Source organism: Pseudomonas sp. B3(2017) (genome assembly GCF_002113595.1).
In the GTDB taxonomy this organism is placed as follows: domain Bacteria; phylum Pseudomonadota; class Gammaproteobacteria; order Pseudomonadales; family Pseudomonadaceae; genus Aquipseudomonas; species Aquipseudomonas ekonensis.
Genome location: NZ_NEIU01000013.1, coordinates 69,269 through 95,340 on the forward strand (window position 1 = coordinate 69,269; position 26,072 = coordinate 95,340).

Annotated in this window: 21 protein-coding genes; 11 read left to right on the top strand and 10 right to left on the bottom strand. The window is 66.7% G+C overall.

What is annotated here, in order from left to right; genetic code table 11:
* The 5 genes from CAG33_RS18950 (at window position 1) to CAG33_RS18970 (ending at window position 8,381) form a co-directional block, all read left to right on the top strand.
* Window positions 1-1,581: a VWA domain-containing protein gene (locus CAG33_RS18950; protein ID WP_085640047.1), complete on the top strand. Its 1,581-nt coding sequence runs from the start codon at window positions 1-3 to the stop codon at window positions 1,579-1,581.
* A gap of 38 nt (window positions 1,582-1,619) precedes the next feature.
* A complete protein-coding gene (locus CAG33_RS18955; RefSeq protein WP_170930038.1) occupies window positions 1,620-3,014 on the top strand; it encodes a BatD family protein in 1,395 nt (464 codons plus the stop codon).
* Entirely contained in the window at window positions 3,011-4,033 is a 1,023-nt protein-coding gene (locus CAG33_RS18960; RefSeq protein ID WP_085640053.1) for an HAD family phosphatase, read from the top strand. Before CAG33_RS18955 ends, CAG33_RS18960 begins: the two co-directional genes overlap by 4 nt.
* A 64-nt stretch (window positions 4,034-4,097) precedes the next feature.
* Window positions 4,098-5,672 (top strand): arylsulfatase, encoded by a 1,575-nt coding sequence (locus CAG33_RS18965; RefSeq protein ID WP_085632761.1) that lies wholly within the window; start codon window positions 4,098-4,100, stop codon window positions 5,670-5,672.
* Window positions 5,673-5,879: 207 nt separating this feature from the next.
* Entirely contained in the window at window positions 5,880-8,381 is a 2,502-nt protein-coding gene (locus CAG33_RS18970; protein WP_085640055.1) for a fused MFS/spermidine synthase, read from the top strand.
* Window positions 8,382-8,491: 110 nt separating this feature from the next.
* On the opposite strand, the gene CAG33_RS18975 is transcribed toward CAG33_RS18970, so the two are convergent.
* Window positions 8,492-9,163 carry a DUF3313 domain-containing protein gene (locus tag CAG33_RS18975; protein WP_085632765.1) on the bottom strand — a complete coding sequence of 224 codons (672 nt, stop codon included), beginning with the start codon at window positions 9,161-9,163 and terminating at the stop codon, window positions 8,492-8,494.
* A 202-nt stretch (window positions 9,164-9,365) separates the two neighbouring features.
* Between CAG33_RS18975 and CAG33_RS18980 the strand changes: the two genes are divergently transcribed.
* Window positions 9,366-11,702, top strand: coding sequence for a tetratricopeptide repeat protein (locus CAG33_RS18980; protein WP_085640058.1), 2,337 nt, complete (start codon window positions 9,366-9,368; stop codon window positions 11,700-11,702).
* A gap of 108 nt (window positions 11,703-11,810) precedes the next feature.
* On the opposite strand, the gene CAG33_RS18985 is transcribed toward CAG33_RS18980, so the two are convergent.
* The 3 genes from CAG33_RS18985 to CAG33_RS18995 form a co-directional block, all read right to left on the bottom strand.
* Window positions 11,811-12,785, bottom strand: coding sequence for a hypothetical protein (locus CAG33_RS18985; protein WP_085582458.1), 975 nt, complete (start codon window positions 12,783-12,785; stop codon window positions 11,811-11,813).
* A 143-nt stretch (window positions 12,786-12,928) separates the two neighbouring features.
* Window positions 12,929-13,408 (bottom strand): DUF934 domain-containing protein, encoded by a 480-nt coding sequence (locus CAG33_RS18990; protein WP_085582456.1) that lies wholly within the window; start codon window positions 13,406-13,408, stop codon window positions 12,929-12,931.
* Window positions 13,405-15,078, bottom strand: coding sequence for a nitrite/sulfite reductase (locus CAG33_RS18995; protein WP_085632771.1), 1,674 nt, complete (start codon window positions 15,076-15,078; stop codon window positions 13,405-13,407). Before CAG33_RS18995 ends, CAG33_RS18990 begins: the two co-directional genes overlap by 4 nt.
* Before the next feature lie 324 nt (window positions 15,079-15,402).
* Here CAG33_RS18995 and ccoN point away from each other — a divergent pair, with 324 nt between their 5' ends.
* The 5 genes from ccoN (at window position 15,403) to CAG33_RS19025 (ending at window position 20,560) form a co-directional block, all read left to right on the top strand.
* Complete coding sequence (gene ccoN / locus CAG33_RS19005) at window positions 15,403-16,830, top strand: cytochrome-c oxidase, cbb3-type subunit I (RefSeq protein WP_085640061.1); 1,428 nt, start codon at window positions 15,403-15,405, stop codon at window positions 16,828-16,830.
* A gap of 14 nt (window positions 16,831-16,844) precedes the next feature.
* On the top strand, window positions 16,845-17,066 hold the full coding sequence (locus CAG33_RS19010; protein ID WP_085582450.1) for a CcoQ/FixQ family Cbb3-type cytochrome c oxidase assembly chaperone: 222 nt from the start codon (window positions 16,845-16,847) through the stop codon (window positions 17,064-17,066).
* 211 nt (window positions 17,067-17,277) lie between these two features.
* Complete coding sequence (locus tag CAG33_RS19015; RefSeq protein WP_085582448.1) at window positions 17,278-18,666, top strand: hypothetical protein; 1,389 nt, start codon at window positions 17,278-17,280, stop codon at window positions 18,664-18,666.
* A gap of 51 nt (window positions 18,667-18,717) precedes the next feature.
* Window positions 18,718-19,704 (top strand): halovibrin HvnC, encoded by a 987-nt coding sequence (locus CAG33_RS19020; protein WP_085640064.1) that lies wholly within the window; start codon window positions 18,718-18,720, stop codon window positions 19,702-19,704.
* Window positions 19,705-19,867: 163 nt separating this feature from the next.
* Entirely contained in the window at window positions 19,868-20,560 is a 693-nt protein-coding gene (locus tag CAG33_RS19025) for an aspartate/glutamate racemase family protein (RefSeq protein ID WP_085640067.1), read from the top strand.
* Window position 20,561: 1 nt separating this feature from the next.
* On the opposite strand, the gene CAG33_RS19030 is transcribed toward CAG33_RS19025, so the two are convergent.
* From CAG33_RS19030 to CAG33_RS19055, 6 genes are all read right to left on the bottom strand, one after another.
* Entirely contained in the window at window positions 20,562-21,077 is a 516-nt protein-coding gene (locus CAG33_RS19030) for a GNAT family N-acetyltransferase (protein ID WP_085582442.1), read from the bottom strand.
* A gap of 73 nt (window positions 21,078-21,150) precedes the next feature.
* Window positions 21,151-22,128: a LysR family transcriptional regulator gene (locus CAG33_RS19035; protein WP_085582440.1), complete on the bottom strand. Its 978-nt coding sequence runs from the start codon at window positions 22,126-22,128 to the stop codon at window positions 21,151-21,153.
* A gap of 158 nt (window positions 22,129-22,286) precedes the next feature.
* Window positions 22,287-23,234, bottom strand: coding sequence for a peptidylprolyl isomerase (locus tag CAG33_RS19040; protein WP_085640070.1), 948 nt, complete (start codon window positions 23,232-23,234; stop codon window positions 22,287-22,289).
* Entirely contained in the window at window positions 23,231-23,701 is a 471-nt protein-coding gene (locus CAG33_RS19045; RefSeq protein ID WP_085582436.1) for a YbjN domain-containing protein, read from the bottom strand. The genes CAG33_RS19040 and CAG33_RS19045 overlap by 4 nt, the downstream gene beginning before the upstream one ends.
* Before the next feature lie 18 nt (window positions 23,702-23,719).
* The gene (locus CAG33_RS19050) at window positions 23,720-24,349 is read right to left on the bottom strand and encodes a DNA repair protein (protein WP_085640074.1); all 630 of its coding nucleotides are present in this window, start codon (window positions 24,347-24,349) and stop codon (window positions 23,720-23,722) included.
* A 17-nt stretch (window positions 24,350-24,366) separates the two neighbouring features.
* Window positions 24,367-26,064, bottom strand: coding sequence for a putative porin (locus tag CAG33_RS19055; RefSeq protein WP_085640077.1), 1,698 nt, complete (start codon window positions 26,062-26,064; stop codon window positions 24,367-24,369).
* Between the last annotated feature and the right edge of the window lie 8 nt (window positions 26,065-26,072).

Consider the following 26,072-nt stretch of genomic DNA (forward strand, 5'->3'; position numbering starts at 1 on the left):
ATGGAATTGAGCCTGGGCGACTTCCATTTCCTGCGGCCCTGGTGGCTGGCGCTGGCGGCGGCCGGGGCGCTGTCGCCGTGGCTCTGGCGACGCGGCCGGGATCTGCAGCGGCGCCTGCGCGGCGACATCGCCGAACACCTGCTGACGCATCTGCTGGTGACCCCGAGCGACCGCCAACGCTGGCGGCCGGTGCACCTGCTGTGCGCCCTGTCGGTGCTCGGCGGTGTGGCGGCGGCCGGCCCGACGTGGGAACAGGACCGGCCCGACTTTCTGGAGAACCGCGCGCCGCTGATCGTGGCGGTGGACCTGTCCCCGTCGATGGACGCCAGCGACGTACCGCCCACCCGCCTGGAGGCGACCAAGCACAAGCTGCACGACCTGATCCAGCGCCGCACCGGGGCCCGTACCGCCCTGATCGCCTATGCCGGCAGCGCCCATCTGGTGTTGCCGCCCACGGACGATCCGGCCTTGCTCGACACGTTTATCCAGGCCCTGGGCACCGGCCTGATCGACAAACCGGGCAAAGACGTCCTCGCGGTGATCGGCCAGGCCAAACGCCTGCTCGACGCCGAGAAATCTCCCGGCAGCCTCTTGCTCATCACCGACGGCGCCGACCGCGCGCAGTTCGACAGCCTCGGCAAAGCGCTGCAGGGCAGCGACCTGCAAGTGCTGGTGCTGGCGGTCGGCAACGAGGACGGCGGAATCATCCGCAACACCGACGGCCAGCCCCGTGCCGATGCCGCCGGGCGCCCGGCGCTGGGCCGGTTCGAGCAGGCGGCGCTCGAACAGTTGGCCTCGGCGGTCGACGGGCCGCTGGGCAGCCTGAGGCCGGACGATGACGACCTGGACTGGATCGAACTGCACGCCCGCCAGCATTTTCGCAGCGCCAGCGCCGAACAGCGCGACCTACGCTGGAAGGACGCCGGCTACTGGCTGTGCTGGCCGTTGCTGCTGCTTGCGCTGGTCAATGTTCGCAAGGGCTGGAGCGTGAACTGGATGCCCGCCGTGCTGCTGACGGCCGCGGTCGGCTGGCCCTCGGCTCCGGCGCAGGCCAACGGCTTGACCGATGCCTTCTTCACCCGCGACCAGCAGGGACGCTGGGCCTTCGAGCACCAGCACTATCCGCAGGCCGCCGCGCTGTTCACCGATCCGTACTGGAAAGGCATCGCCGCCTACCATGCCGCCGACTACGATCTGGCCCTGGCGACCTTCGCGCGGCTGGACACACCTGAAGCGTATTTCTACCTGGGCAACATCCATGTGCGCCGCTTCAAGTTCGACCAGGCGATCGCCGCCTACACCCTGGCCCTGAAACGACAACCGCAGTTCCCCGAAGCCAGCGCCAACCTGGCCCTGGCCATCGCCTTGCAGAAGGACACAGAAAGCGCCGACCAGAACACGCCGCAGACTCCACCCGACGAGGTGAAGTTCGACAAGACCCCGGGCAAGGGCCAGAGCAAACCGGTCGCCACGCAACAGGCGACGTCCGATGCGCTGTGGCTGCAGAACCTCACCACGTCCCCGGCAAAGTTCCTCAGGCAGAAGTTCAGCCTGCAGGATCAAGCGCAGGCCCGGCCATGAACCTTGCCATGAACCCTGAGGGAGCCAGCCTGCTGGCGATGGCGCCCGTGAAGACACCACCGGCGTCCGACCTTCGCAATGCGCCCACCTGTGGGAGCGGGCTGGCCCGCGATGAGGCCCGCCCATCCACCGCCAGGTTCTGCACCCTGCTCGCGCTCGCGCTGTTCTGCCTCAATGCCCTCGCCGACCCGCAACTCAAAATCCAGGCCCGCCTCCTGCCCGCCGACGGTGCCTTGGTCGGCGGGCAGGTGGCGCTGCAACTGGACGTGCTCACCGACACCTGGTTCACCGGCGCCCCGACCCTGCCCGAGCTCAAGCTCGACGGCGCCCGAGTGCTGCCGCCGGACGGCCAGGCCGACCACCTGAACCAGACCCTCGACGGCCAGGCGTTCACCGGCATGCGGTTCACCTACCTGATCACCCCGACCGCCGCAGGCGGCTTCGACATCCCGGCCTTGACCGTGCGCGCCACACCCGGCCAGGCCACGGCCGAACTGAGCGGCCAAAGCCAGCCGCTGCATTTCGAAGCGGCAACCCCGCCGGGCTTCCTTCCGGGGGAAACGCCGCTGGTGGCCTCGGCCCTGCGCCTGAGCCAATCCGTCGACAAACCGGACACCCCGCTCAAGATCGGCGACAGCCTCACCCGGCGGTTGACCCTGCAGGCCGACGACACCCTGGCCATGACCCTGCCGCCGCCTGAACTGGGCGAAGTCGCCGGGCTGAGCCGGTACCCGCAGCCCCCACAGGTCAGCGACCTCGACGACGGCCGCGGCCATCGGCTGGGCGGGCAACGGATCGATGCCGTCAGCTACCGCATCGACACGGCCGGCACGCACACCCTGCCCGCCGTAGTGGTGAAGTGGTGGGACAGCGGCACCCGGCAGATGCGCACGGCGCAGGTTCCGGCGGTGACTTTCGAGGCCGGCGCCAACAGCGCCTATCGACCCGTGTTCTCCATCGCCGAGGATCTGCGGCGGCTGGGCGAAGGTCGTTTGTCTGTCTCCACACGCTGGCTCGGCTGGCTGGCGGCGCTCGGTGCGTTGATCGGCCTGGGCGCGCTCGCCCGCCCTGCGCTGCTGCGCGCTTACCGTGGCTGGCAGGCTCGCCGGCAGGCACGGCAACTCGCCTGGCGGCAATCGGCCGACTGCGCCTGGCAACAGATCAGACCGCAGCTCGAACACCGGCCGGCGCAGTTGAGCGCGCTGTACCTGTGGCTGCGCCGCTGCCGTGGCGGACTGAAACTGGCCAGCGCCAGCCCCGGCCTGCAAGCGGTGCTGCGCGGCTGCTACGGCCGCGAACCTGCCGTAGATCCGGCGCTGGACCGACTGCGCCGATCCTTGGCTACCCTGCATAGTCAGGCTGACCGACAGGGGGCCGGACCGGCGCCGGCCCTGCGCCCGCTCAACCCCGTTCACGAGAAGGATTTCCCATGAATGCCCCGGTGCTGCACCGCCAGCGATTCGGCCTGGCCCTGATCTTCGCTCTGCTGCTCCCGTTGTCGGCACCCGCCAGCGAACCCTTGCCCTCGTGGAACGAAGGACCGGCCAAGCGCAGCATCATCGAGTTCGTGCAAGCGGTGACGGACCGGTCCAGCAAGGACTTCGTCAAACCCGCCGAACGCATCGCCGTGTTCGACAACGACGGCACGCTGTGGAGCGAGCAGCCAGCGTATTTCGAGCTGCTGTTCGCTTTCGACGAGGTCAAGCGCACCGCCGCGCAGCACCCGCAATGGAAGACCACCCAACCGTTCAAGGCCGTGCTGGAGAACGACCACCAGGCGCTGGCCGCAGCGGGCATGGACGGCCTGCTGAAGATCTTCGCCGCCACCCACACCGGCATGACCGCCGAGGCCTTCGACGACAACGCCAGAACCTGGCTGAGCCAGGCCCGCCACCCCAGGACCGGCAAGCCCTACACCGAGATGATCTTCCAGCCGATGCTGGAGATGCTCGACTACCTGCGCAGCCAGGACTTCAAGACCTACATTGTGTCCGGCGGCGAAACCGCCTTCATGCGCGCCTTCGCCGAAACGGTGTACGGCGTCCCGCCGGAGCAGGTCATCGGCACTACGTTCGTGACCGCGTTCGAATACAAGGACGGCCGGGCCTCGATCCTGCGCACGCCCAAGCTTGCGCACAACGACGACGGGCCGGGCAAGCCGGTGAGCATCGACGCCGTCATCGGCCGCCGGCCCATCCTCGCGTTCGGCAACTCCGACGGCGACCTGCAGATGCTGCAGTGGACCGCCGCCAGCCCCGGCAAGCGCCTCATGGGCCTGGTGCACCACACCGACGCCAAGCGCGAATGGGCCTACGACCGAAAGTCCGACATCGGCCGGCTGGACAAGGCCCTCGACGAAGCGAATTCCCGTGGCTGGATCGTGGTGGACATGGCCGCCGACTGGCGCCGGATCTACCCGTTCGATCCGCCCGTGCCCGAGCAAACGCAGTGAGCCACGCAAGACCGCAACAAACGCTTGTCGCACCACCCACCCCCGCGCAAAAGGAGCAAGTCACATGACTCGCATACGCAAGTGGATACCGAGGCTCGCCCTGGTGGCGACATCGGTGATGGCGCTGTCGGCAACCGCCGCAGCGGCGGACAAACCCAACATCCTGGTGATCTTCGGCGACGACATCGGCCAGACCAACATCAGTGCCTACTCGATGGGCGTGGTCGGCTACAAGACGCCGAACATCGACCGCATCGCCAAGGAAGGCATGCTGTTCACCGACTACTACGCGGAGAACAGCTGCACCGCCGGCCGCTCGACCTTCATCACCGGCCAGTCGGCCCTGCGCACCGGCCTGTCCAAGGTCGGCATGCCGGGCGTGCCGGTCGGCCTGCAGGCCAGGGACGTGACCATCGCCCAGGCCCTCAAGGCCCACGGCTACGCCACCGGCCAGTTCGGCAAGAACCACCTGGGCGACAAGGACGAGTACCTGCCCACCAACCACGGCTTCGACGAGTTCTTCGGCAACCTCTATCACCTCAACGCCGAGGAGGAGCCTGAGCGCCCCTACTGGCCGAAGGATGACGCCGATTTCGTCAAGGCCGCGTCCCCCCGTGGCGTGATCCACAGCTTCGCCGACGGCAAGATCGAAGACACCGGCGCGCTGAACAAGAAACGCATGGAAACCATCGACGACGAAACCACCGCCGCCGCCCAGGCGTTCATCGAGAAGCAGGCCAAGGCGGACAAGCCGTTCTTCGTCTGGATGAACACCACCCGCATGCACGCCTTCACCCATGTGCGCGAGTCCATGCAGGGGCAAAGCGGCATGCCCGGCAACGAGTACGCCGACGGCATGCTCGAACATGACGGCGACGTGGGCAAGCTGCTCAAGACCCTGGACGACCTGAAGATCGCCGACAACACGATCGTGGTCTACACCACCGACAACGGGCCCAACCAATGGTCGTGGCCGGACGCGGCGACCACCCCGTTCCGCAACGAGAAGAACTCCAACTGGGAAGGCGCCTACCGGGTGCCGGCGATGATCCGCTGGCCGGGCAAGGTCAAGGCCGGCGAAGTGTCGACGCAGATGGTCTCCGGCCTGGACTGGTTCCCCACCCTGCTGGCCGCCGTCGGCGACACCGACATCAAGGAACGCTTGCTTAAAGGCGCCGACGTCGGCGGGAAGAACTTCAAGGTGCACCTGGACGGTTTCAACCAGCTCGACTACCTGACCGGCAAGACCGACAAGAGCGCCCGCACCGAGTTCTACTACTTCAACGACGACGGCGAACTGGTGAGCATGCGCTACGACAACTGGAAGATCGTGTTCTGCGAACAGCGCGCCCCCGGCGGGTTCAAGGTCTGGAGCGAACCGTTCACCTGCCTGCGCGTGCCGAAGATCTTCAACCTGCGCATGGATCCGTACGAACGCGCCGACGTCGTGTCGGACCAGTACTACGACTGGCTGGCGAAGAACGACTACCTGCTGTTCGACGCCATCCGCCGTTCCGCCGCGTTCCTGCAGACCTTCGTCGAGTACCCGCCGAGCCAACGCCCGGCGAGTTTCAGCATCGACCAGATTCGTGAGGAGGTGGACAAGAAAATCGCCGAGAAAATGAAGGCCGCCAAGTAACAACGCCGGACTGCCGCCCGCCCGTTGCGGCGGGCGGCCCCCATTCATGGGAGACCGCGTCGGCGCCCTTCGCCAGCAGGCTGGGTCCCACAGAAGTTTCGGGTGAATGCAGACTCTGTGTTCACCGCAGAACCCTGTGGGAGCGGGCTTGCCCGCGATGAGGCCCGCGCAGTCACCGAGACTTCCAAACCCGATCAAGGCCCGCGCATGCCCACACGCACCGCCAGCAAGACCCCGACCCTCGCCGTCGCCCGCGCCCCCGCGCTGTCGATCCCGGCCTTGCTGCTGTGCCTCTCCGGCGCCGCCGCCCTGGTGTACCAGGTGCTGTGGATCAAGCATCTGTCCCTGGTGGTCGGCGTCGAGGTCTTCGCCATCACCCTCGGCATCAGCGCCTTCTTCGCCGGCCTGGCGCTGGGCGGATGGGCCTTCGGACGCTGGGCGGACCGCTTGCCCGCCCCCGTGCCGCTGTACGCCGGGCTCGAAGTGCTGGTGGCCGTGACCGGCGTCGCCGCCACCTTCGCGCTTAGCCTGAGCGCCCCGGCCTTCGCCTGGCTGCAGCAGCACATTGGCCTGGCGGCCTGGCTGTTGCCGTTCGCCCTGGTCGGCCTGCCGGCGGTGCTGATGGGCGGCACCCTGCCGGTGCTGGTGCGGGCGCTGGCGGCGGATCCGGGCAAGGCCGGTGGCCAGTTGTATGCGGCCAACACCCTGGGCGCGATTGTCGGCACCCTGCTCGCCGCGTTCGTGCTGATCGCCGCCCTCGGTGTGCGCGGCAGCGCGTGGGCGGCGGCGATGCTCAACCTGCTGGCCGCCGCCGGCGCACTGGGATGGCAACGCCGCTGCCCGGTGCCGGACGAAGCGCCGGCCAAATCCCATGCAAGCAAGGTCGTCCCGGATCGCACCGCCCTGTGGCTGTATGGCGTCGCCGGCGGCGTGGCGCTGGGGTATGAGGTGGTCTGGTCGCAGTCGATCGTGCCGTTCATGAGCACCCGCACCTATGCCTTCGCCGTGGTCCTGGCCACCTACCTGAGCGGCCTGTTCCTGGGCAGCGCCCTGCTCGCCCGCCGGGTGGAGCGCATCCGCGATCCGTGGGGCGCATTCGGTCTGCTGATCACCGGCGCCGGGCTGCTGGCGCTACTGGAGTTCGCCGTGCTGGGCCGCTGGCTGGTGATCGCGCAAGGCCAGGCCGAAGTCTGGCTGCTGACCCTGGGCGCCAGCGAACTGGCCGGCATGAGCGCACGCTTTGCGGTGGCCGCGGTGAGCATCGTGCTCGTGCCGACCCTGTTGCTGGGGGCGGCGTTTCCATTGGCGCTGCGCCTGAGCGTCGGCCCCGGCCACGTCGGCCGGGACGTCGGCGCGGTGGTGGCGTTCAACACACTGGGCGGGATCGTCGGGGCGATGCTCTGCGGTTTTGCGCTGATCCCGTGGCTGGGGCTGATCCGCACGCTGGGGCTGCTAGCCGTGGTGGCGGCCGCCGTCGGCTGGCTGGCGGTGCGCAAGGGGCACCACGTCAAGAAAGGCCGGCGCCAGGCCGTGGCCGCACTGGGGCTGGTGTCCGTCGCGCTGGCCCTGCTGATCCCCGCCGACAGGCTCGCGGCGCTGCTGCCCGGTGCGCGCAACGGCACGCTGGCGTTCTATGAGGAAGGCCGGGGCGGCACGGTGGCCGTGGTCACCCAGGGCCAAGGCCAGAACGCGTTCCGGCGCCTGTACATTCAAGGCGTGTCCAACACCGGCGATGCCATGCCGTCGCTGCGCTATATGCGGATCCAGGCGTTGCTGCCGTTGCTGATCCACAACGGCGAACCGCGCTCGGCGCTGGTGATCGGCTTCGGCACGGGCATCACCGCCGGCGCGCTGCTGCGCTATCCGGGGCTTGAGCACCGGGTCGTCGCGGAACTGCTGCCGTCGGTGCTCAAGGCGGCGCCGTTGTTCAAGGGCAACTTCAATGCCGCCGCCGATCCCGGCGTCGAAGTGCGCCTGCGCGACGGCCGCCAGGAACTGCTGCGCAGCCCGCAGACCTACGACCTGATCACCCTCGAACCGCCGCCGCCCTCCGCCGCCGGGGTGGTCAACCTGTATTCCCGGGACTTCTACCGACTGGCCGCCAGTCGCCTCGAACGCAAAGGCCTGGTCGCCCAATGGCTGCCGTTGCCGACCCAGAACATCGACGACTCCCGTTCCCTGGTGCGCAGCTTCCTCGACGTGTTTCCCCACGCCACGCTATGGACCAGCGAGTTCCATGAAATGCTCTTGGTGGGTTCCCTCGAACCGATCGCCCTGGACGCGGCGACCATCACCCGGCGCCTCGAACAGGACAGCGTGCGCAGCGCGTTGCAGGAGGTGGGCATCGGCTCGGCGCCGGCGTTGCTGGCGACCTGGGTCACCGACCGCGCCGGGCTCGAACGCTTTGCCGCCGATGCGCCGGCGGTGACCGACGACCGCCCCCGGATCGAATACGCACCCTGGGTGCGCGCCAAGGAGATCAGCCGGGTGCTGCCGGCGCTGCTGGATCTGCACGTCGAGCCGCCGCTGGTGAACGCCGACGCCGGATTCGACACCCGCCTGCAAGCGCACCGCCAGCGCCTGATGCAGTTCTACCGGGCGAGCCTGCACGCCTACGACGGCGACCGCGAGGCGTGGGGCCGGGATATCCGAGAGGTCATGCAGGGCGATGGCGGGAACCCTTACTTCCGCTGGTTCACCGGGCAGTGAGGCCGCGCGTGCAGCGTCGGCAGGCTGGCTCCTGCGATCTTCCGGGAGCCAGAGCGAGCGTCAGGCCACAGCGCGGCGCAACGAGCCGCCGCGCATGAAGGCCCGTTCCGTCATTTGGCCTTGAGCTTGAGGTAGGACTGGTGCATGTCCGCCGCCCAGCCGTCGATCACGGCTTTCACGTCGTCGGCCTTCATCACCTGGGCGTCGTTCTCCAGCGGCTTGCCGGTGCCTTTGCGCACCACCTGGGCGACCACCTTGTTGTTGCCGCCGTCGAGGAACACCGCCTCGGTGGCCAGGGTGGTTTCCTGGTCGCGGATGCCGCTGGCGGTGCTGACCGCAGCGGCCACCAGGGCGATCGGGATCACTTCATAGGGCTTGAGGCCTTCGGTCTTGCTGCTCACGGCGGTGATCGCCGCCCGCACCACGATCACGCCAGGGCCCGGGCCGTTGGCCAGCGGCAACGACTTGCCGATCTCACGCTTGAGCGCCTGGTCGTAATAGCCGGTGATGCCGTTGAGGGTCTGCTGCGGAATCTTCGCCGTCGGCTGCGGCTTGGGGTACAGCTGGGTCGGTTCGACGTAGACGCTGCTGAACTTGTTGATGTCCAGCTTGGGATCGACCCAGCGCATCACCGTGGCGCCGGAAGGCGACTTGGCTTCCTTCAGCTGGCTGTAGTCCTTGAGGAAGCCGGAGTACTGATCCGGCTCGACGACTTTGCTGGAACACCCCGTCACGGCAAGCGCAGCGACGCACACGGTGCTCATCATCAATGCAAGCTTCATGTCTGTAACTCCTGTCAGAAGGCCGGAAATATTGCTTGAGGGGAGTTACAGGTATAGCTAAAACCGCACGGTTTGCTCTTGCATGCGGCAACATTCGCTTGGGTTCGGCTCCGGCATTTGACAGAAGCCCGGCCTGCGACAAAGCTCCATCAAGCTTGAACGCGCGCCAGACGGCCCCTGCACACGGATCACGGAAGCCGCAATGCCCAAGCCCAAAGACAAAGCCGCGCCGCAGCAGCCTGATGCCTCACCGAACCTGATTTCACATCGTCTGTTTCCTGCCGCCATCGGCCTGCTGCTGGTGACCGTGGCGGCCATCGGTTGGTATCTGTTCACCCCCGCCCCGTCGCCGGGTCGGCCTGTGCCCGTCGCCTCGACCGTCAAACCGGCACCCGCCGGACCGGCCACGTTCGTGGACGAGCGCCAGTGCCAGGGTTGCCACAGCGCCGAGGCCAAGGACTGGCAAGGCTCCCACCATCAATTGGCAATGCAGTCGGCGACCGCCGAGACGGTGCTGGGCGACTTCAACGACGCCGGTTTCCGGGGCGAGCACGAGACCACCCGCTTCCTGCGCAAGGGCGATGCCTTCTGGGTCAATACGCCGGGGGCCGACGGCAAGAACGCCGATTTCAAGGTCGCCTACACCTTCGGCATCGCGCCGCTGCAGCAGTACCTGATCGACGTCGGCGACGGCCGCCTGCAGGCCCTCGGCGTGGCCTGGGATACCGAGCAGCGGCGCTGGTTCCACCTCTATCCGGGCCAGGGCGTGGACTTCAAGAACCCGCTGCACTGGAGCAAACCAGCGCAGAACGCCAACTTCATGTGCGTCGAATGCCACACCACCGGCTACAGGCGCAACTTCGATGCCGCGTCCGAAACCTTCGCCAGCCAATGGAACAGCCTGGGCGTCGGTTGCCAGGCCTGCCACGGCCCGGCGTCGAACCACCTGCAATGGACGGCGCAGAAAGGCGACCTGATCCACGCCGGCTTCGCCGTGGACCTGAAGAACCGCGACGCCACCGTCGAGATCGAGACCTGCGCCCGTTGCCACGCCCGCCGCGCACCGCTGGGCGACGGCTACACCGTGGGCAAACGGTTGATGGACGATTATCTGCCCAGCGTGCTCACCCGCGAGCTCTATGCCCTGGACGGCAAGATCAAGGACGAGGTGTTCGAGCACGGCTCGTTCGCCCAGAGCAAAATGTTCGACAAGGGCGTGCGCTGCAGCGACTGCCACAACCCTCACAGCGGCGCACTCAAGGCCCCCGGCAACGGCGTGTGCCTGCAATGCCACAACCCGGCGGGCACGACGCCGGTTCAAGGCGTGGACGGCAAGGGGCTGCAGGCCAAGCGCTACGACGCCGTCGAACACACCCGCCACGCCATGGGCCAGCCCGGTTCGCAATGCGTGGATTGCCACATGCCGGGCAAGTTCTACATGGGCAACGACTTTCGCCATGACCACAGCTTCAGCCTGCCGAACCCCGAGCGGGCCGCCCGCCTCGGCACACCGGATGCCTGCCTGAACTGTCACCAGGGCAAGGACGGCGACAAGGTCACGGCACAGTTCAGGCAGTGGAACGCCTCAAACGGCCCGCAGGCGCCGCGCTACGACGAGAGCCTGCACCAGGTCCGCAACGGCTTGCCGGGCGCCGCCCAGGCGTTGCAGGCACAGTTGCAGCGCAGCAACCTGCCGGCGATCCAACGCGCGACCCTCCTGGCGGAACTGCCGCTGTACCCGAGCGAACAGGCTTTGAAACTGGCGACGCAGGACCTCAAGCACCCCGCCCCTCAAGTGCGCGAAAGCGCCGTGCGGGCGGTCAGCGCATTCGTGCCGCCGGCGGAGCGCGCACCGCTGCTGACAGCGCTTTTGGCCGACCCGGTGAAGGCCGTGCGCATCGCCACCGCCAGGGAACTGCTCGGCAGCGCGCGCGGCGGCCTGGGCACCGCGCAGGCCCGGTGGGACGCGGCGATCGGCGAATACGAAGACGTACAGAAGCACCTCGCCGAACGGGCCGAAGCCAATCTCAACCTGGCCCTGCTGTACCAGGCCAGCGGCCGCAGCGCGGAGGTCGAAGGATTGCTGCGCGCGGCGCTCAAGCGCGATCCGGACTTCCATCCGGCGCAAGTGACGCTGGTGCAGTGGCTGGAGGCCAACGGCCGACGGCAGGAGGCACAAACGCAGCTCGCCGCCAGCCTCAAGGCGCATCCCGACAGCGCCTTGCTGCAGCACGCCCAAGGGCTGGCGCTGATCCGCGCCGGCAAGCCCGGCGAGGCGATGCCGGCGCTGCGCGAAGCCGCCAGGCTGGAGCCGCAGAACGCCCAGTACGGTTATGTGCTGGGCGTGGCGCTGCATGAGAGCGGCAAGGTCGACGAGGCGTGCGCACAGCTGGAACAGGTGCTCAAGGCGCAGCCGGCGAACCGCAATGCGCGGCTGTCGCTGATCCAGTATTACCTCGACAGCGGACAGGAGCCCAAGGCCCAGGCCGTCATGCAGAGCTGGAAGCAGCTGAACCCCGGTGACCCGGCCCTGAAATGACTGCGGGCCCACTGAATCTGTGGGAGCCAGCCTGCTGGCGATGGCGCCGGTGAGGACGCTGCGGGGCAGAACCAAGGCCTGCACAACCACGGCAGGCCCCGGCCCCGATCACCAGGACGACGTCGCCCCGCTCCGCAACGCCATCTCCCGCCGGCTGTGGGCCTTCATCGCCTTGATCAGCGACACCGACCCCACCAGCAGGATCGCCGCGCCGAACAGGAAGTCGATGTTGTACAGCTCGAAATCCTTCACCGGCCCCACCAGCACCGTGCGCACCACGGCGATGCCCACCAGCGTGGCGAGGAAGTCGATCCCCGGCTCGTCGCGGTAGAACACGTGCATCAGCGGCAGGCACAGGATCAGCAGGAGCAACAGCACCACCACCTTGAACGCACCCTTGCGCTCGACGCTGAAGGCGCATTCGTGGGGGCCGTAGGCCTTGTAGTCTTCGTCGCGGATCATCGAGTTCTTCTCGTTGATGTACTCGACGCGGTTGTACTTCTGGATCGGCGTGAAGGTGTTGGACATCTCCATCTGCGTGGTGATGTTCTTGAAGCGCAGGTCGATGCGCTCGTTGCCCTTGAGGTAATACAGCACCGGCTTGTAGCCGTAGCGGTAAGTGTCGAAGGGAAACGCGGCGACCTGGCCCTGAACCCCGATGGGGCGCGGCTCAAGCTCGGCGAAGGCGCTCTTGTCGGTCGCCGACAGGTTGCGGCTCAGGGGCTGCACCTTCACCTGTTCGAGGAAGATCGGCGTCACGCCGTAGGACCACTGCAGCGGCTCCAGACGCAGGCGCAGTTCGTTGCGGCCCAGGTCGTAGCGGTTGAAGGTGCGTTCGGACACCACCACCGAACCGCTGAGCATGAACTCGCCGCGCAGGTTGTTGGTGATGCGCAGGGTCAACTGGTCCTTGCCCAGCAACGCCGCTTCGCCGGACGGCGGCGTGCCGCACCAGGCCCGGCTGTCGCCGGCGCCGCCCAGTTGGCCGTCGCGGTTTTCGTTGAACACATAAAAGTAACTGGCCCACAGCGTCAGCATCAAAAGCAACGCAGTGAGGCCGAGGATTTTTTTGCCCGCAGCCACAAACAGACTCCCTTCTTCGTTCCGTCGTCCAGCCGAAAACCCGCTGGCGCCAAGGACTCTACCAAAAGGCCATCACCGACCCAAGGAAAAATCCCCGATTGAAGGCGGTTCTAGGGGTTTCCCCTGTGCAGGGGTTGCTGTGGCTACCGCCGGCGGAACAGCGGCCGCGGTTCGATCACCGAGCGGCCGTACTGCACGCTCATCCCGGCCAGGCCCTTGAGCGCGTCTTCGGCGCACTTGTCCTCGCGCACGGCGAAGCTGTCGAAGCCGCACTGGCGCATGTGGCTGAGCTGGTCGCGCAGCACGTCGCCGATGGCCCGCAGTTCACCGGCCCAGCCGAAGCGGCTGCGCAGCAGGTAGGCCTGGCTGTAGGCGCGGCCGTCGCGAAAGCTCGGGAAGTCGAGGGCGATCAGCGGCAGCGAGGCCAGCCACGGGACGAGGCTTTCGACCTCGTCGTCCGGGCCCAGCCACACCGCGTGGGTGGAAGGCGACTCCAGCCAGTGGGCCAGCGGCAGAATCAGCAGCCCCGCCGGCCGCGTGCCTGCCGGCTCACGCACGAGCGTCCACGGGTCGTCCGCCACGATCCGCGCCCCGCCCTCTTCCAGCCGCAGCAGATTGTTCATGCCGTCGCCTCCAGCGCCTTGGGGTAGACCCGTTCCTTGAACGGCTCCAGGCCGATCCTCGCCAGCGTATCGATGAACAGTTCCTCGCTTTCGCGGTAGCGCACGAAGGTGGCGATGATCCGCTCGATCACCTGCGGCACTTCGGCGGCGCTGAACGCAGGCCCAATGACCTTGCCCAACGTGCTGTGCTTGCCCTGGGCGCCGCCGAGGGTGATCTGGTACCACTCGCTGCCGTTCTTGTCGACGCCCAGGATCCCGATGTTGCCGATGTGGTGGTGGCCGCAGGCGTTCATGCAGCCGGAGATGTTCAGGCTGATGTCGCCCAGGTCGTGCAGGTAGTCGAGGTCCTCGAAGCGCGCCTGGATCGCCTGGGCCACCGGGATCGACTTGGCGTTGGCCAGCGCGCAGAAGTCGCCGCCGGGGCAGGCGATGATGTCGGTGAGCAAGCCGACGTTGGCGCTGCCCAGCCCTCGCTCCTGCGCTTCGAGCCACAGGGCGTGAAGCTCGGATTTGGGCACGTCCGGCAAGACGACGTTCTGCTCGTGGGCGATGCGGATCTCGCCGAAGCCAAAGCGCTCGGACCAGTCGGCCACCGCGAGCATCTGCTGGCCGGTGACGTCACCCGGCGCGGCAGCCGCGCCCGGTTTGGTCGACAGCACCACGCTGACGTAGCCCGGCACCTTGTGCGGCTGCACGTTGCGCGCGACCCAACGGGCGAACGCCGGGCTCTCGGCCAGGTGCGTGCCGAAGTCCAGGTCGGTGCCGGCAAGCGACCGGTAGGCCGGCGGCACGAAGGCACTGGCGACCCTCTGGTACTCGGCGTCGGTCAGTTGCGCCGGGCCGTCCTTGAGGTGCTGCCATTCGGCTTCAACCTCTTTGGCGAATGCCTCGATGCCCAGCGCCTTGACCAGGATCTTGATCCGCGCCTTGTACTTGTTGTCGCGCCGGCCGTGGCGGTTGTAGACCCGCAGCACCGCCTCGACGTAGGACAGCAGGTGCTGCCACGGCAAGCCGTCGCGGATCTGCAGGCCCAGGATCGGCGTGCGCCCCAACCCGCCGCCGACGATCACCCGCAGCAGCATCTGGCCGTCCCGGCCGGGGTAAAGGTACAGGCCGATGTCGTGCATCATGATCGCCGCGCGGTCCTGCCTGGCCGAGCAGATGGCGATCTTGAACTTGCGCGGCAGGAACAGGAACTCCGGGTTGATCGTCGACCACTGCCGCAGGATCTCGGCCAGCGGACGCGGGTCGATCAGTTCGTCCGCCGCCACCCCGGCGAAGGCTTCGGTGGTGATGTTGCGCACGCAGTTGCCGGAGGTCTGGATCGCATGCATGTTCACCTGCGCCAGGCGTTCGAGGATGTCCGGCACCTCCTCCAGCCTGATCCAGTTGAACTGCATGTTCTGCCGGGTGGTGAAGTGGCCGTAGCCCCGGTCGTAGTCGCTGGCGATGCCGGCCAGGGTGCGCATCTGCCCGGCGCTCAGGGTGCCGTAGGGGATCGCCACCCGCAGCATGTACGCGTGCTTTTGCATATACAGGCCGTTCTGCAGGCGCAGCGGCAGGAACTCTTCTTCGCTCAACTCGCCGGCCAGGAACCGGGCGACCTGGTCACGGAACTGCGCCACGCGCTCGAACACCAGCGCCCGGTCGTAATCGTCGTACTGATACATCGGCTACCTCATCAGGGTTTTCTGTGGGAGCGGGTTGGGTCGCGAATGCGGTGTGTCAGTTAACACACCGCATTCGCGACCCAACCCGCTCCCACAGTTATTGCTTTTGCTGAACTATGCCGATGCGGCGCAGGCCGTTACAGATTCACCTGAAACCATAAAAACCGTATCAGAGCGCGGCAGATGGCCGCAGGCAGCCATTAAATCTGATCCGCACAAATGAAAGATTCCTGAGCCTGTTTTGTTTTCGGCAGGGTTCCTACAGTGCAGCCCATGCCGGGCCGGGTGGTTCGGCAAGCCTTTGCAACCGTGGATGAATCGACCATGAGCACAGCAGCAACCGGACAGGCCTACAACTACAAGGTCGTCCGCCAATTTGTCATCGCAACCGTTTTCTGGGGTGTGGTCGGCATGGCGATGGGGGTATGGATCGCCTCGCAACTGGTTTGGCCCGACATGAACCTCGACCTGCCGTGGACCACCTTCGGCCGCCTGCGGCCCCTGCACACGAGCCTGGTGATCTTCGGCTTCGCCGGCAGCGCCCAGTTCGCCGCCAGCTACTACGCGGTGCAGCGCACCTGCCAGGTGCGGCTGTATTCGAACCGGCTCGCGGCGTTCACCTTCTGGGGCTGGCAGGCGGTGATCGTGATCATGTTCATCACCCTGCCGATGGGCTACACCACCACCAAGGAGTACGCCGAGATCGAATTCTCCGGCGCGGTCTGGATGGCGGTGGTCTGGGTGGCCTACGGCGTGGTGTTCTTCACCACTGTGGTGCAACGCAAGACCAAGCACATCTACGTCGGCAACTGGTTCTTCGGCGCGTTCATCCTGGTGATCGCGATGCTGCACGTGGTCAATCACCTGTCGATCCCGGTGGACTGGTTCAAGTCCTACCCGGTGTACTCCGGCGCCACCGACGCCATGGTGCAGTGGTGGTACGGCCACAACGCGGTGGGTTTCTTCCTGACCACCGGCTTCCTGGGGATGATGTACTACTTCGTGCCCAAGCAAGTGAACCGGCCGGTGTATTCGTACCGGTTGTCGATCGTGCACTTCTGGGCGCTGATCACCCTGTACATCTGGGCAGGTCCCCACCACCTGCACTACACCGCCCTGCCCGACTGGGCGCAGTCGCTGGGCATGGCGATGTCGCTGATCCTGCTGGCGCCGAGCTGGGGCGGCATGATCAACGGCATGATGACGCTGTCCGGCGCCTGGCATCAGTTGCGCACCGACCCGATCCTGCGGTTCCTGGTGCTGTCGCTGGCGTTCTACGGCATGTCCACCTTCGAAGGCCCGATGATGGCGATCAAGACCGTCAACGCCCTCTCCCACTACACCGACTGGACCATCGGCCACGTGCACGCCGGGGCGCTGGGCTGGGTGGCGATGATCACTTTCGGCGCCACCTACCACATGGTGCCCAAAGTGTTCGGCCGCGAACGCATGCACAGCACGCCGCTGATCAACCTGCACTTCTGGCTGGCGACCATCGGCACCGTGCTCTACATCGCCTCGATGTGGGTCAACGGCATCACCCAGGGCCTGATGTGGCGCGCGATCAACGAAGACGGCACGCTGACGTACTCCTTCGTCGAAGCGCTGCAGGCCAGCCATCCGGGCTTCATCGTGCGCTTCGCCGGCGGGGTGTTCTTCCTCAGCGGCATGCTGCTGATGGCCTACAACGTGTGGCGCACCGTGCGGGTGGCGGACGTGGCGTTGGCCCACCGCGACGCGCAGATCGCCTAGGCAAGGAGGCGGCCATGTTCGAGATGTTCCTGAATGGGCTGGGGGTGCTGTTTCTGTGGCTGTCGGTGGAGTACTGCCTGCGCCACGAAACCGCCCAAAGCCTCGACGACGCCAGCCTCACGCCGTTCGCCGACGACCCGGAAGTGGCGCGGCGGGTGGAGCTGGCCACCGGCAAGACAGTGAAGGCCGTGGCGCCGGAGGAGGCCAAGCCGGGCTGGGTCAACATGGACATGTGACCCTGCGGGAGCGGGCCTGCCCGCGATGAAGCCGGTGCCGGCGATGGGGGGCTCCCACCGTTTCTGCACAGATCCGGAAAACGACCGACGGTGGTCTTTTCTGCGTACTTTGAGAGGGCACCTGTCAGATCTGACAGGTGCCCGGCCGCGCCTGCGGGTGTTTGATATCGCTGACTCGTCAACGCGATATCGGCACGACAGGAGCGCGACCATGAACACGCCAGACAACAACAATCAGCCGTTGGTCATCGACCGGCCCGCCATTCCCGGCCTGACGGTTCCGGTGGTTCATCCTGAGGCCCCCGACGGCGGCATTGCGCTGTCGCTCATCAGTAACGGCATACTCCGTGTGTCGTGCGATCCGTGGCTGAACATGGCACCGCGCGACTTCGCCGAACTGCTGCTCAATGAATCGGCCACCGCCGCCGTCAGCAAGACCATTCAGCCGGGTGAAGAAAACCTGCGCTTCGACCTGAACCTGCCGGCCGCCCTCCTGCGCGACGGGATCAACCGCCTGAGCCTGCGGGTCACCCGCATCAGCCAACCCGACCCCGAAACCTCGCAACCGCTGGTGGCGCTCTTCCACACCCCGCGCCCCGGCGGCGAAGTCACGGGCACGGGCGACAACCCGAACCTGCTCATGACCCTGCCGGCGGATGTCATCGCCAACGGCGTGGATGCCGCGCGCGCGGCGCAAGGCGTGGCCGTCACCCTGCGCTACATCCACCTGCGCGAACGCGATGTCATCACCTTGAGCGCCGACGGCCGTGAAACCACCCACACCGTGACGGCCGCCCAAGCGGCGGCCGGCAGCGTGGTGATCACCCTGTTCACCGAGGCGTTCTGGCAGGACAACCCCAGGTTCCAGCTCAAGTACCGCGTCACCGACCAGATCGGCAACACCTCAGGCCCGTTGGCGATCTGGTCCGCGACCACCGAGATCGACGTGCACATCCGCACGCCGGCACTGGATCTCAGACCGCCGAAAGTGCTGGAGGCCAAGGACGCCAACGGAACCGTGCTGAACTTCGTGCGCGACTTCTACGAGGCCCAGTACGCCACGGTCGAGGTGAACTACACCGGATCGGCGCCGGGCCAGACCGTGAAAGTGTACTGGGTGGGGCGCAACTCGACCTTCGGCAGCGAAATCCAGACCGTCACCACCGCAGGCCAGACCCTGACCTTCCGTGTGCCCCGCGAGGAAGTGGTCGACTGCATCGCCAACAGCGCGAAAATCTCGTATACCGTGCGGTTGCCGGGCACCCAGCCAGACATACCGTCGAGAAACCTAGACATCAACGTCACCGCGCAAAAGCACCTGCTGGGTGAACCGACTCTCAACGCCAACAAGACAAACCTGCGCGCCTACTACCCTCCTCTGGAAGGGAGCCACAAGGTGCGCATCTCTCTGACGGTGGGCACCATCCGCCACCACAGCGACGAGTTCGGCATCACCCAGCCGCAGTACACCGACGTCGCCGTCCCCCCCGCCTGGATCAGCAACAACCGGGGCAAGACCGGCCTGTTCAACTACACCCTGCACCGTACCGGCACCAGCGAGCCGATCATCTTTTCCTGGTATCTGCGGGTGACGATCTAGGGACGCGCCACACGAAACACCAAAGTGCCCGACCGGGCGAAGGAGCACGTCATGCGCAAAGCCATCGGAATCTTCTTGTTCGTCCTGCTGGCCGGTTGCTCGCAAGTCGCGACGCAGCCGCCGGCGACCGTCAACGTCAGCGCCAGCGGCAGCGGCAGCGGCACCCAGGTGCTCGACGGCCCGGCCATCGTCACGCAGTTGAAGACGCTCTACGGCCGGAAATTCCCCAACTGCTTCAACTCCGACTCGCAGCCGGCGTTCCTCTGCTCGGGGGTGACGCTGCGGGTGACGGTCAAGGATCCCAACAATCAGTACAAGGTCTGGGATCCGAGCCCCAACTCGGTGAAGAACGGTGGCGTCTCGTTTTCCTATCTGCGGGCCGATGCCAATTTCGGACGCCTGGCCTGGGGGCACGGCAACGGATTCATCGTCTATCCGATTTTCGAAGCACCGGCCGACAAGTATGACCTGGATTACCTGTGCTCCTACCCTTACGACGCCTGGACCTGGACCCGGTCGGCGACGGAGGTCTGCGTGGCCCACCCCGACTATCCCCAACAGAGCCAGCTCTGCCACAACGCCGGCGTGACCACGGCGGAGCAGTGGTATGACGTGTGGTCGATCGCCGGCGGCAACCGGAACCAGCGCCAGTGCGGCTTCGACATATCGGATGACCGCAACCAACTCGCGGGCCCGGCGTTCTATCAGTCCATCCGGGCCAGAGCGCTCGCCAACGTGTCCGGGGTCAACGAACACAATGAAATCCTGATCAAGACCTGGTGCGACCCGCTGTCGGCAGACCCTGCCAAGTCGTGCGCCCAGAGCTTCCCGCCGAACAAGTTCCCGCTCATGGCGTTCTTCTACATCTACGGCGGAAGCGATGCCGGACTGGCCGAGGCCCAGTACAACCAAAGGGACTTCTACAACTCGACCGACCCGAAGATCCTCGTGCCGATCATCCGGCTGACGCCGCCCTCCACGCCAGGCGTCGATTCATCGTTTTCCTACGATCCGGCCGATCAAGCTGTGACACCGTAAGCCCGGCGTGCGGCGGGAAACCGCTTCGGGGCGGATGACGCTGCGCAACACTTTGCAACTGAATGGGCGCTACAGTTGATTTGCGCTGGCATCCGCCGCCGAACCGCCGGAAACTCCCCTCAGGCCTGGCGCATCCGCGCAGGCCACAGCCTGAGGACATCCAATGCGCACCATCGGCCTGATCGGCGGCATGAGCTGGGAATCCAGCGCCGAATACTATCGCCTCATCAACCAGCAGGTCCGTGACCGGCTCGGGCCGCTGCGGTCTGCGCAGCTGCTGATGCACAGCGTGGATTTCGGTCCGGTCGAGCAGGCCCAGCACGCCGGGCGCTGGGACGACGCGGCGGCGATCCTGGTGGATGCCGCACGCCGGCTGGAGGCCGGCGGCGCCGAATGCGTGGTGCTGTGCACCAACACCATGCACAAGGTGGCCGAGCCGATCCAGGCCGCCATCGGCATTCCGTTCCTGCACATCGCCGAACCCGCCGCCCATGCGGCCCTGGAGATCGGCGCCAACACCGTCGGCCTGCTCGGCACGGCGTTCACCATGGAGCAGGACTTCCTCAAGCAGCGGCTGCACGCCCAGGGCCTGAACGTGCTGGTGCCGGACGAGGCCGAACGCCGTGCGGTGCACCGGATCATCTACGAAGAGCTTTGTGTCGGCGTGATCAGCGAAACGTCACGGCAGACCTATCAGCGGGTGATCGAATCCCTGACCGCCCGGGGCGCCCAGGCGATCATCCTCGGCTGCACGGAAATCGGCCTGCTGATCAAGCCCGAGCACAGCGCCCTGCCCCTGCTCGACACCACCGCGCTGCATGCGCAGGCGGCGGTGGCGTTCGCCCTGGACGACTGATTCACGCCTTGGGGCGCGGGCGCAGGCGGGCCATGCTCAGGGTGTCGACCCATTGCCCGTCGCGCACGGCGTAGTCACGCAACAGCCCCTCGGTCTCGAAGCCGAACTTGCGGTACAGGCCGATGGCGGCGTCGTTGTCGGCGTACACGGTGAGCTCGACCCGGTGCAGGTTCATCCAGTTGTCGGCGACGTCCAGCGCCGCCGCCAGCAGCCGGGAACCGACGCCCTTGCCCTGCCACGCCAAGGCGACGGCCATGCCGAAACTGGCGGCATGGCTGCGGCGCATCCGCGAGTACGCTTCAAGCCCCAGGTTGCCGATCACCGCGCCCTGGTGCAGCGCCACCAGCTTCACCGCCCGTTCGTTGTCCGCCAGCAGCCGCTGGCGCCAGACCTCGCTGGACTGAAACGGCATCTGCAGCACCTGCCGACCCACGGCCGGATCGTTGTAGAGCGCGGTGACACCCTCGACGTGGGATTCGTTGAAGCGTTCGAGGTGGATGGCGACGTTGTCAGGCATGGTGGATCCCTCCTGGATCGGTTGCATGGCGGTTCACTCTAATCCGCCACCCATCATGTGATCCAGCGTCAGGCTATTCGAACCATTCCTGCCGCTCGCTGAACGTGTGGCGGATCAGTCCGGCCAACGCCTGCACCTCGGCCGATGCCTGCGACTCGGCATTCACCGCCAGCCACGCCTGCAACCGCATCGGCTCGTCGAACAGCCCCGGCAACGCCACCAGGCCCCGGTCGAAGCGGCCCATGTACATCGGCAGCAGGCCGATGCAGGCGCTGCAACGGATCATCTCCAGCATCAGCTCATAGGACTGCATCTGCACCACCCCGGCCAGGCGTTGTTCGACCAGGTTGTTCCAGGGGCGAAAACCGTCGATCTGACGGTCGTGACGCCACTGCACCAGCATGAAGTCGGCCAGGTCGTCGAGGGTGTCCGGGCGCGCCGTCACCCGCGAATAGCGCTTGGCGATGTGCGGCAGGTAGTCCAGGGTCGCCAGGCGTTGCGGTTCGTCGGTGGCGAAGGTCGGGCCGGGATGGGGACTGTCGCCGGGGGCCAGCCACAGCACCACGTCGGCGCTCACTGCCCGCAGCGCCAGTTCGCTGTCCACCGAAATGATCTCCAGGCGCACGCTGGCGTTGCGTCGCAAAAGCGCGATCAGGTCGCGGCCCAGGATGTCGTGCAGGATCGACTCGGCCACGGCCAGGCGCACCAGCGGCTGCTCGACCACCGGCAGCTTCCGCTCATGGGCCAGGGCGATCAGCCGCGCCTGCAACTGCTGGCCTTCGCGGGTCAGGCTCAGGGCGCTGCCCTGGAAGCTGAACAGCGCGCATTGCAGTTGCTGCTCCAACTGCGCCAGTTGCTTGCGCAGCAAGGTCGAACGCACGTTGAGGCTGCGGGCCGCCTGCATGAAGCAACCGCAGCGGGCGCTTACCAGGAAGTATTGCGCCACGTCGCCGTCGAGGGCGGCGGCCCGGGCCTGCCAGGGTTCCTCCTTGTCCTGCGGCCAGCGGTATTCGGGGCTGCCCTGTCGTCCTGCGGGTTCGGTGAATGACATCGATGACTCCCTGTCGATCTTTGTTGTTTGCCTGTGCACTCGTCCTTCGTGGGCGCTGGCTTGCCAGCGATGCGGTCGGCCGATCCAACCTGTCTGGTGACTGACACGCAGCCATCGCCGACAAGCCAGTGCCCACAAGGTTCAGCGGTGGATCCGAATTACCGTTTTCCCTCCAGCACCTTGTTGAGTTCAGCCCCGTCGATGCTCAGCGTCGCGGTGTTGAGCATGCCGTCCAGGTACGCCTGGGCGATCTGCTCCTGGCGCCGGGCGCGCAGGGCCTGGGTCAGTTGGTCACGCAGCTCGTCCAGGGTCGCGGTGCGGGCCGGCTGCAGTTCGGTGAGCTTGATCACGTGAAAGCCCGCCGCGCTCTGCACCGGCTCCGACACCGAGCCGACCTTCAGCCGCGCCACCGCGCCACGCACCTCCGGCACCAGTTGCTGCAACGGTTGCAGGCCGCTGTCGCCGCCCCGCTCGGCCGTGGTGCGGTCCTGGGAATACTGGCCGGCCAAGGCGGCGAACTCCCCCGGCGCGGCCTGGGCTTTCTTGCTCAGCTCCGACGCCTGCTTGCGCACGGCGTCGAGGTTCTGCGGATCGCCCACGCCGAGGAAAATCTGGCTGACCCGGTACAGCGCCGGGGTCACCCAGTCGGCCTTGCCGGCCTCGTAGGCCTGCTGCAGTTCGGCGGCGCTCGGGTAGTCCGCCGGCACCTCGCTGACCGACCGCAAGTAGTCGCGGAACACGATCTGCTCGGTGGCCGCGCGGGTCTGCCGGGCGACGTCGGGACGCTGCGCCCAACCCTGAGCGTCCGCCTGCTCCAGCACGGCCTTTTCGGCCAGCCGCGAACGGATCCAGCGCTCCAGCGCCTCGCGGTTGCCTTGCAGCTGTGCGCGGGACGCCGGCGGCAGGCTGGCCAACAGCGCCTGCACCTCCTGCGGCGACACCTGCTGATTGCCCAGGCGGGCCAGCGCTGGCCCCGCCTCGGCCTGCATCGACGGCGCCGGCTGCTGAGCGGCGACCGGGTCGCTGCCCGGCCGCACCGCCAACGCCACGGCCACCACCAGCAGCGCCACCGTCGCGGCGCCCATCACCATGGCAGGCTTTTTCACAGCACGGCTTCCTCTTGCGCGGCCGCTTCGGCGTTCACCGCCGGCGCGGCAGCCTGCTGGCTGAAATCACGCAGGTACACGATGAATTCCTGAAGCAGGCGGTCCCACAGTTCCAGGTTGCCGCGCAGGTGCGCCGCGCTGACGCCCGCCGCCACCACCACGTCCATTTCCATCACCAGGAATTCACCCTGCAACGACAGCCTTGCGAAGCGGCGCGAGGCGTTCCACTGCTCGGCCACCCCGGCCGGCAGCTCGCCCTGCACCCGCAGCGCGCAACTAAAGGTGAAGTCCACGAAACCGCCGGCCTCCGGCGCCGGGTTGCCGAAACGCACCGCGTAGCCGATGCCTTGGCTTGCGCTGAGCAACTGGACGATGCCGTTCTGTTCGGTCCGGTTGACCCGGTAACCGGCGGCTTGCAGCACTTCGGTCAACGAGGCCGGGGTCACGTGGCTGATCAATTGAGTCATGGTCGCTTCCTTGTCAAATCACTGGGCGAGCGCCGTTTTCGGCGCATCGAAATGGGTCTTGTAGAGCTCGTCGCCGAAGCCCTGGGCCAGTTCGTCGAACTTGACCCGGGCGCTGCCCGCGAAGGGCTGACGGATCTTCATCACCTGGGCCACATCGATGTTTTCGTAGGCGGTGAGGATCTCCTTGGCGACGCCGTACATCTGCTGATTCTTGACCGAACATTGCTGCACTTGTGTGTCACGTTCGGCCAATTGCGCCTGAAGCTTAGACCGTTCCGCCTCTTTGGCACGGGCCATGGCCAGCAGCTCGTCATAGGCCTTCTTGAACTTGCCGACCTGCTCGTTGCTGGCGGCCACCTGAGCCTGAGCCTGGCTGTGCAGGCTCTGCTGCTGGCCGGCCAACTGCTCGGCGACGCCCTTGGCCTTGGCCAGTTCGGCGGTCAATTGATTGATCTGCGCCTGCGCCGCCTTGGCCTCGTTCTGCGCCGCCAACTGCGCGGCGCTGGCCTGGGCCTGCTGGCTCTGCAGGGCCTGCAATTGCTGGGCGGTGCTGCGCAGTTGGGTGCGCAGGCGCTCCTCCATGCCTTCGGCGCTCGCGCCGGTGGCGACCAACAGGCCCAGACCGAGCCACAGAAAACGCGTGTCCATTACCCTCTCCCGGCGCCTCAGAAGCGCGTGTTGATCTCAAGCTGCATGACATCGATGTCGAACGGCGCGCCGTACACCGCCTCGGTGCTCATCCAGCGGCCGGTGGCGTAGACGTTCTTGGCCAGCCCGTAGTTGCCGCCCAGGATGTAGCCCTTGGCGTTGGTGCCGCCCAGGTGGAACGAGGAATCGTTGAAGCCGTCCGGCAAGGCGTCCGGCTGGATGTACTTGTAGCCGGCGAACAGGTTCCAGTCGCCTTGCTTCTTCAGGTCCAGCGCGTTGCCGAGGGTGAACTGCACCATCCAGGCGTTGGCGCCGCTCTTGATCTGGCCGTCGCTGCCCAGGTTGTTGACGATCTGCCCGGCCGAGCGCTTACGCATGTCGCCTTCGTCGTAGCCCAGGTTGTGGATGTAGTTGCCTTGGCCGCGCAGCTTGAAGTCCTGCGGCAGATCCGCGTCCCAGACCAGGTTCAGGTCCAGCAGGTTGAACTCCGACGCCAGGCCGACGAACTGCGGCTGCGGCGTGCCCGCCGGGTTGAGCGGGTTGGGCGTGATGTCGCGCAGCAGGAACACGCTGTTGCCCTTCTGCATGAACGCGGCGCGGGTGCCGTCGCTGTCGCAGCCCGGTTCCCCGGCCCATGGCCGGCAAGGGCTGGAGCGTTGGCCTTCGATGTCGTCGAAGCGGTAGTACGCCAACGCGCCCTTGAGCCGGTTGTCGCTGTTGATCGCCCACTTGGCGCCGATCTGCGCGCCGTACAGCCACTTGTTGTCGCTTTCTTCCTTGTCGAAGCCGTTGCTGGTGGTGGTGTCGTTGGTGTAGTCCACCGGGAACGCGCCGACGGTGCCGAACACGCCCCAGTCGCGGCTGAGCTTGCGGTCGAAGATCGCCGCTATGCCATCGAAGTTCAGGTCGTTGGAATACAGCATGTCGGTGGACATGAACGGGTTGGCGAAACGTCCGCCGGTCAGGGTCAGCTCATCCGACGGTTTCCAGGTCAGGTAACCCTGGTCGAGCCAGATGTCTTTCTTGGCGAAGCCGCCGCCCAGGTTCTGGGTGGTGGACACCGGGTTGTTGTCCGAACCGGTGCCGATGCGTACGCCGGCGGTCCACTGCGGCGCGATCTCGGCCTTCATGCCCAACCGGGCGCGCAGGCGGAACAGGTTCTCGCGGTCCTCGCGGGTGTTGAGCAACGGCGGCAGGTTGGTGCTGCTGTTGGGGTTCACGTCGTACGGGCCGTTGTTGTTGAGCTTGGCGAAGTCGACGATCTCGTTGCTGTTGCTGCCCGAGTAGTAGCGCGACTCGTCGCGCAGGCGGATGTCGCCGTCGAAACTGATGCGCGCGACCCACTCCGGAAAGGTGTTGGGCTGGGCCCAGTTCTCTTGCTTGGCGGTGGCCATGACCTCGGCCTTGACCTGATCGCGGATCTGGTCGCGCACCGCGGCCGGCACGTACTGCACGCGCACGTCCCCCGGCGCGGCGACCGGGCCTGCCGCCACGGCGGCCGAGGCGGCGGCCTGCTTCGCCTGGGCGGCCTCGTTCTGGGCCTGGGCGATCAGCGCGTCGGCCTTGTCCTGCTTGAGGATGCCCTGCTCGACCAGCAAGCGGATCAGGTTGATCGTGGCGTTCTCCGAAGGCGCGGGCGCTGCCGCGGCCTGACCGACCAGGGTCGCGACGACCATGCCGACCGCCAGGGACAACCGGTTCACGTGGGAAATCATCTGCACAC

Excerpts from the sequence above, each read along its gene's own strand:
- CAG33_RS18950 (WP_085640047.1), top strand. The coding sequence starts at position 1 with ATGGAATTGAGCCTGGGCGACTTCCATTTCCTGCGGCCCTGGTGGCTG.
- CAG33_RS18955 (WP_170930038.1), top strand. The coding sequence starts at position 1,620 with ATGGCGCCCGTGAAGACACCACCGGCGTCCGACCTTCGCAATGCGCCC.
- CAG33_RS18960 (WP_085640053.1), top strand. The coding sequence starts at position 3,011 with ATGAATGCCCCGGTGCTGCACCGCCAGCGATTCGGCCTGGCCCTGATC.
- CAG33_RS18965 (WP_085632761.1), top strand. The coding sequence starts at position 4,098 with ATGACTCGCATACGCAAGTGGATACCGAGGCTCGCCCTGGTGGCGACA.
- CAG33_RS18970 (WP_085640055.1), top strand. The coding sequence starts at position 5,880 with ATGCCCACACGCACCGCCAGCAAGACCCCGACCCTCGCCGTCGCCCGC.
- CAG33_RS18975 (WP_085632765.1), bottom strand. The coding sequence starts at position 9,163 with ATGAAGCTTGCATTGATGATGAGCACCGTGTGCGTCGCTGCGCTTGCC.
- CAG33_RS18980 (WP_085640058.1), top strand. The coding sequence starts at position 9,366 with ATGCCCAAGCCCAAAGACAAAGCCGCGCCGCAGCAGCCTGATGCCTCA.
- CAG33_RS18990 (WP_085582456.1), bottom strand. The coding sequence starts at position 13,408 with ATGAACAATCTGCTGCGGCTGGAAGAGGGCGGGGCGCGGATCGTGGCG.
- CAG33_RS18995 (WP_085632771.1), bottom strand. The coding sequence starts at position 15,078 with ATGTATCAGTACGACGATTACGACCGGGCGCTGGTGTTCGAGCGCGTG.
- ccoN (WP_085640061.1), top strand. The coding sequence starts at position 15,403 with ATGAGCACAGCAGCAACCGGACAGGCCTACAACTACAAGGTCGTCCGC.
- CAG33_RS19010 (WP_085582450.1), top strand. The coding sequence starts at position 16,845 with ATGTTCGAGATGTTCCTGAATGGGCTGGGGGTGCTGTTTCTGTGGCTG.
- CAG33_RS19015 (WP_085582448.1), top strand. The coding sequence starts at position 17,278 with ATGAACACGCCAGACAACAACAATCAGCCGTTGGTCATCGACCGGCCC.
- CAG33_RS19020 (WP_085640064.1), top strand. The coding sequence starts at position 18,718 with ATGCGCAAAGCCATCGGAATCTTCTTGTTCGTCCTGCTGGCCGGTTGC.
- CAG33_RS19025 (WP_085640067.1), top strand. The coding sequence starts at position 19,868 with ATGCGCACCATCGGCCTGATCGGCGGCATGAGCTGGGAATCCAGCGCC.
- CAG33_RS19030 (WP_085582442.1), bottom strand. The coding sequence starts at position 21,077 with ATGCCTGACAACGTCGCCATCCACCTCGAACGCTTCAACGAATCCCAC.
- CAG33_RS19035 (WP_085582440.1), bottom strand. The coding sequence starts at position 22,128 with ATGTCATTCACCGAACCCGCAGGACGACAGGGCAGCCCCGAATACCGC.
- CAG33_RS19045 (WP_085582436.1), bottom strand. The coding sequence starts at position 23,701 with ATGACTCAATTGATCAGCCACGTGACCCCGGCCTCGTTGACCGAAGTG.
- CAG33_RS19050 (WP_085640074.1), bottom strand. The coding sequence starts at position 24,349 with ATGGACACGCGTTTTCTGTGGCTCGGTCTGGGCCTGTTGGTCGCCACC.
- CAG33_RS19055 (WP_085640077.1), bottom strand. The coding sequence starts at position 26,064 with ATGATTTCCCACGTGAACCGGTTGTCCCTGGCGGTCGGCATGGTCGTC.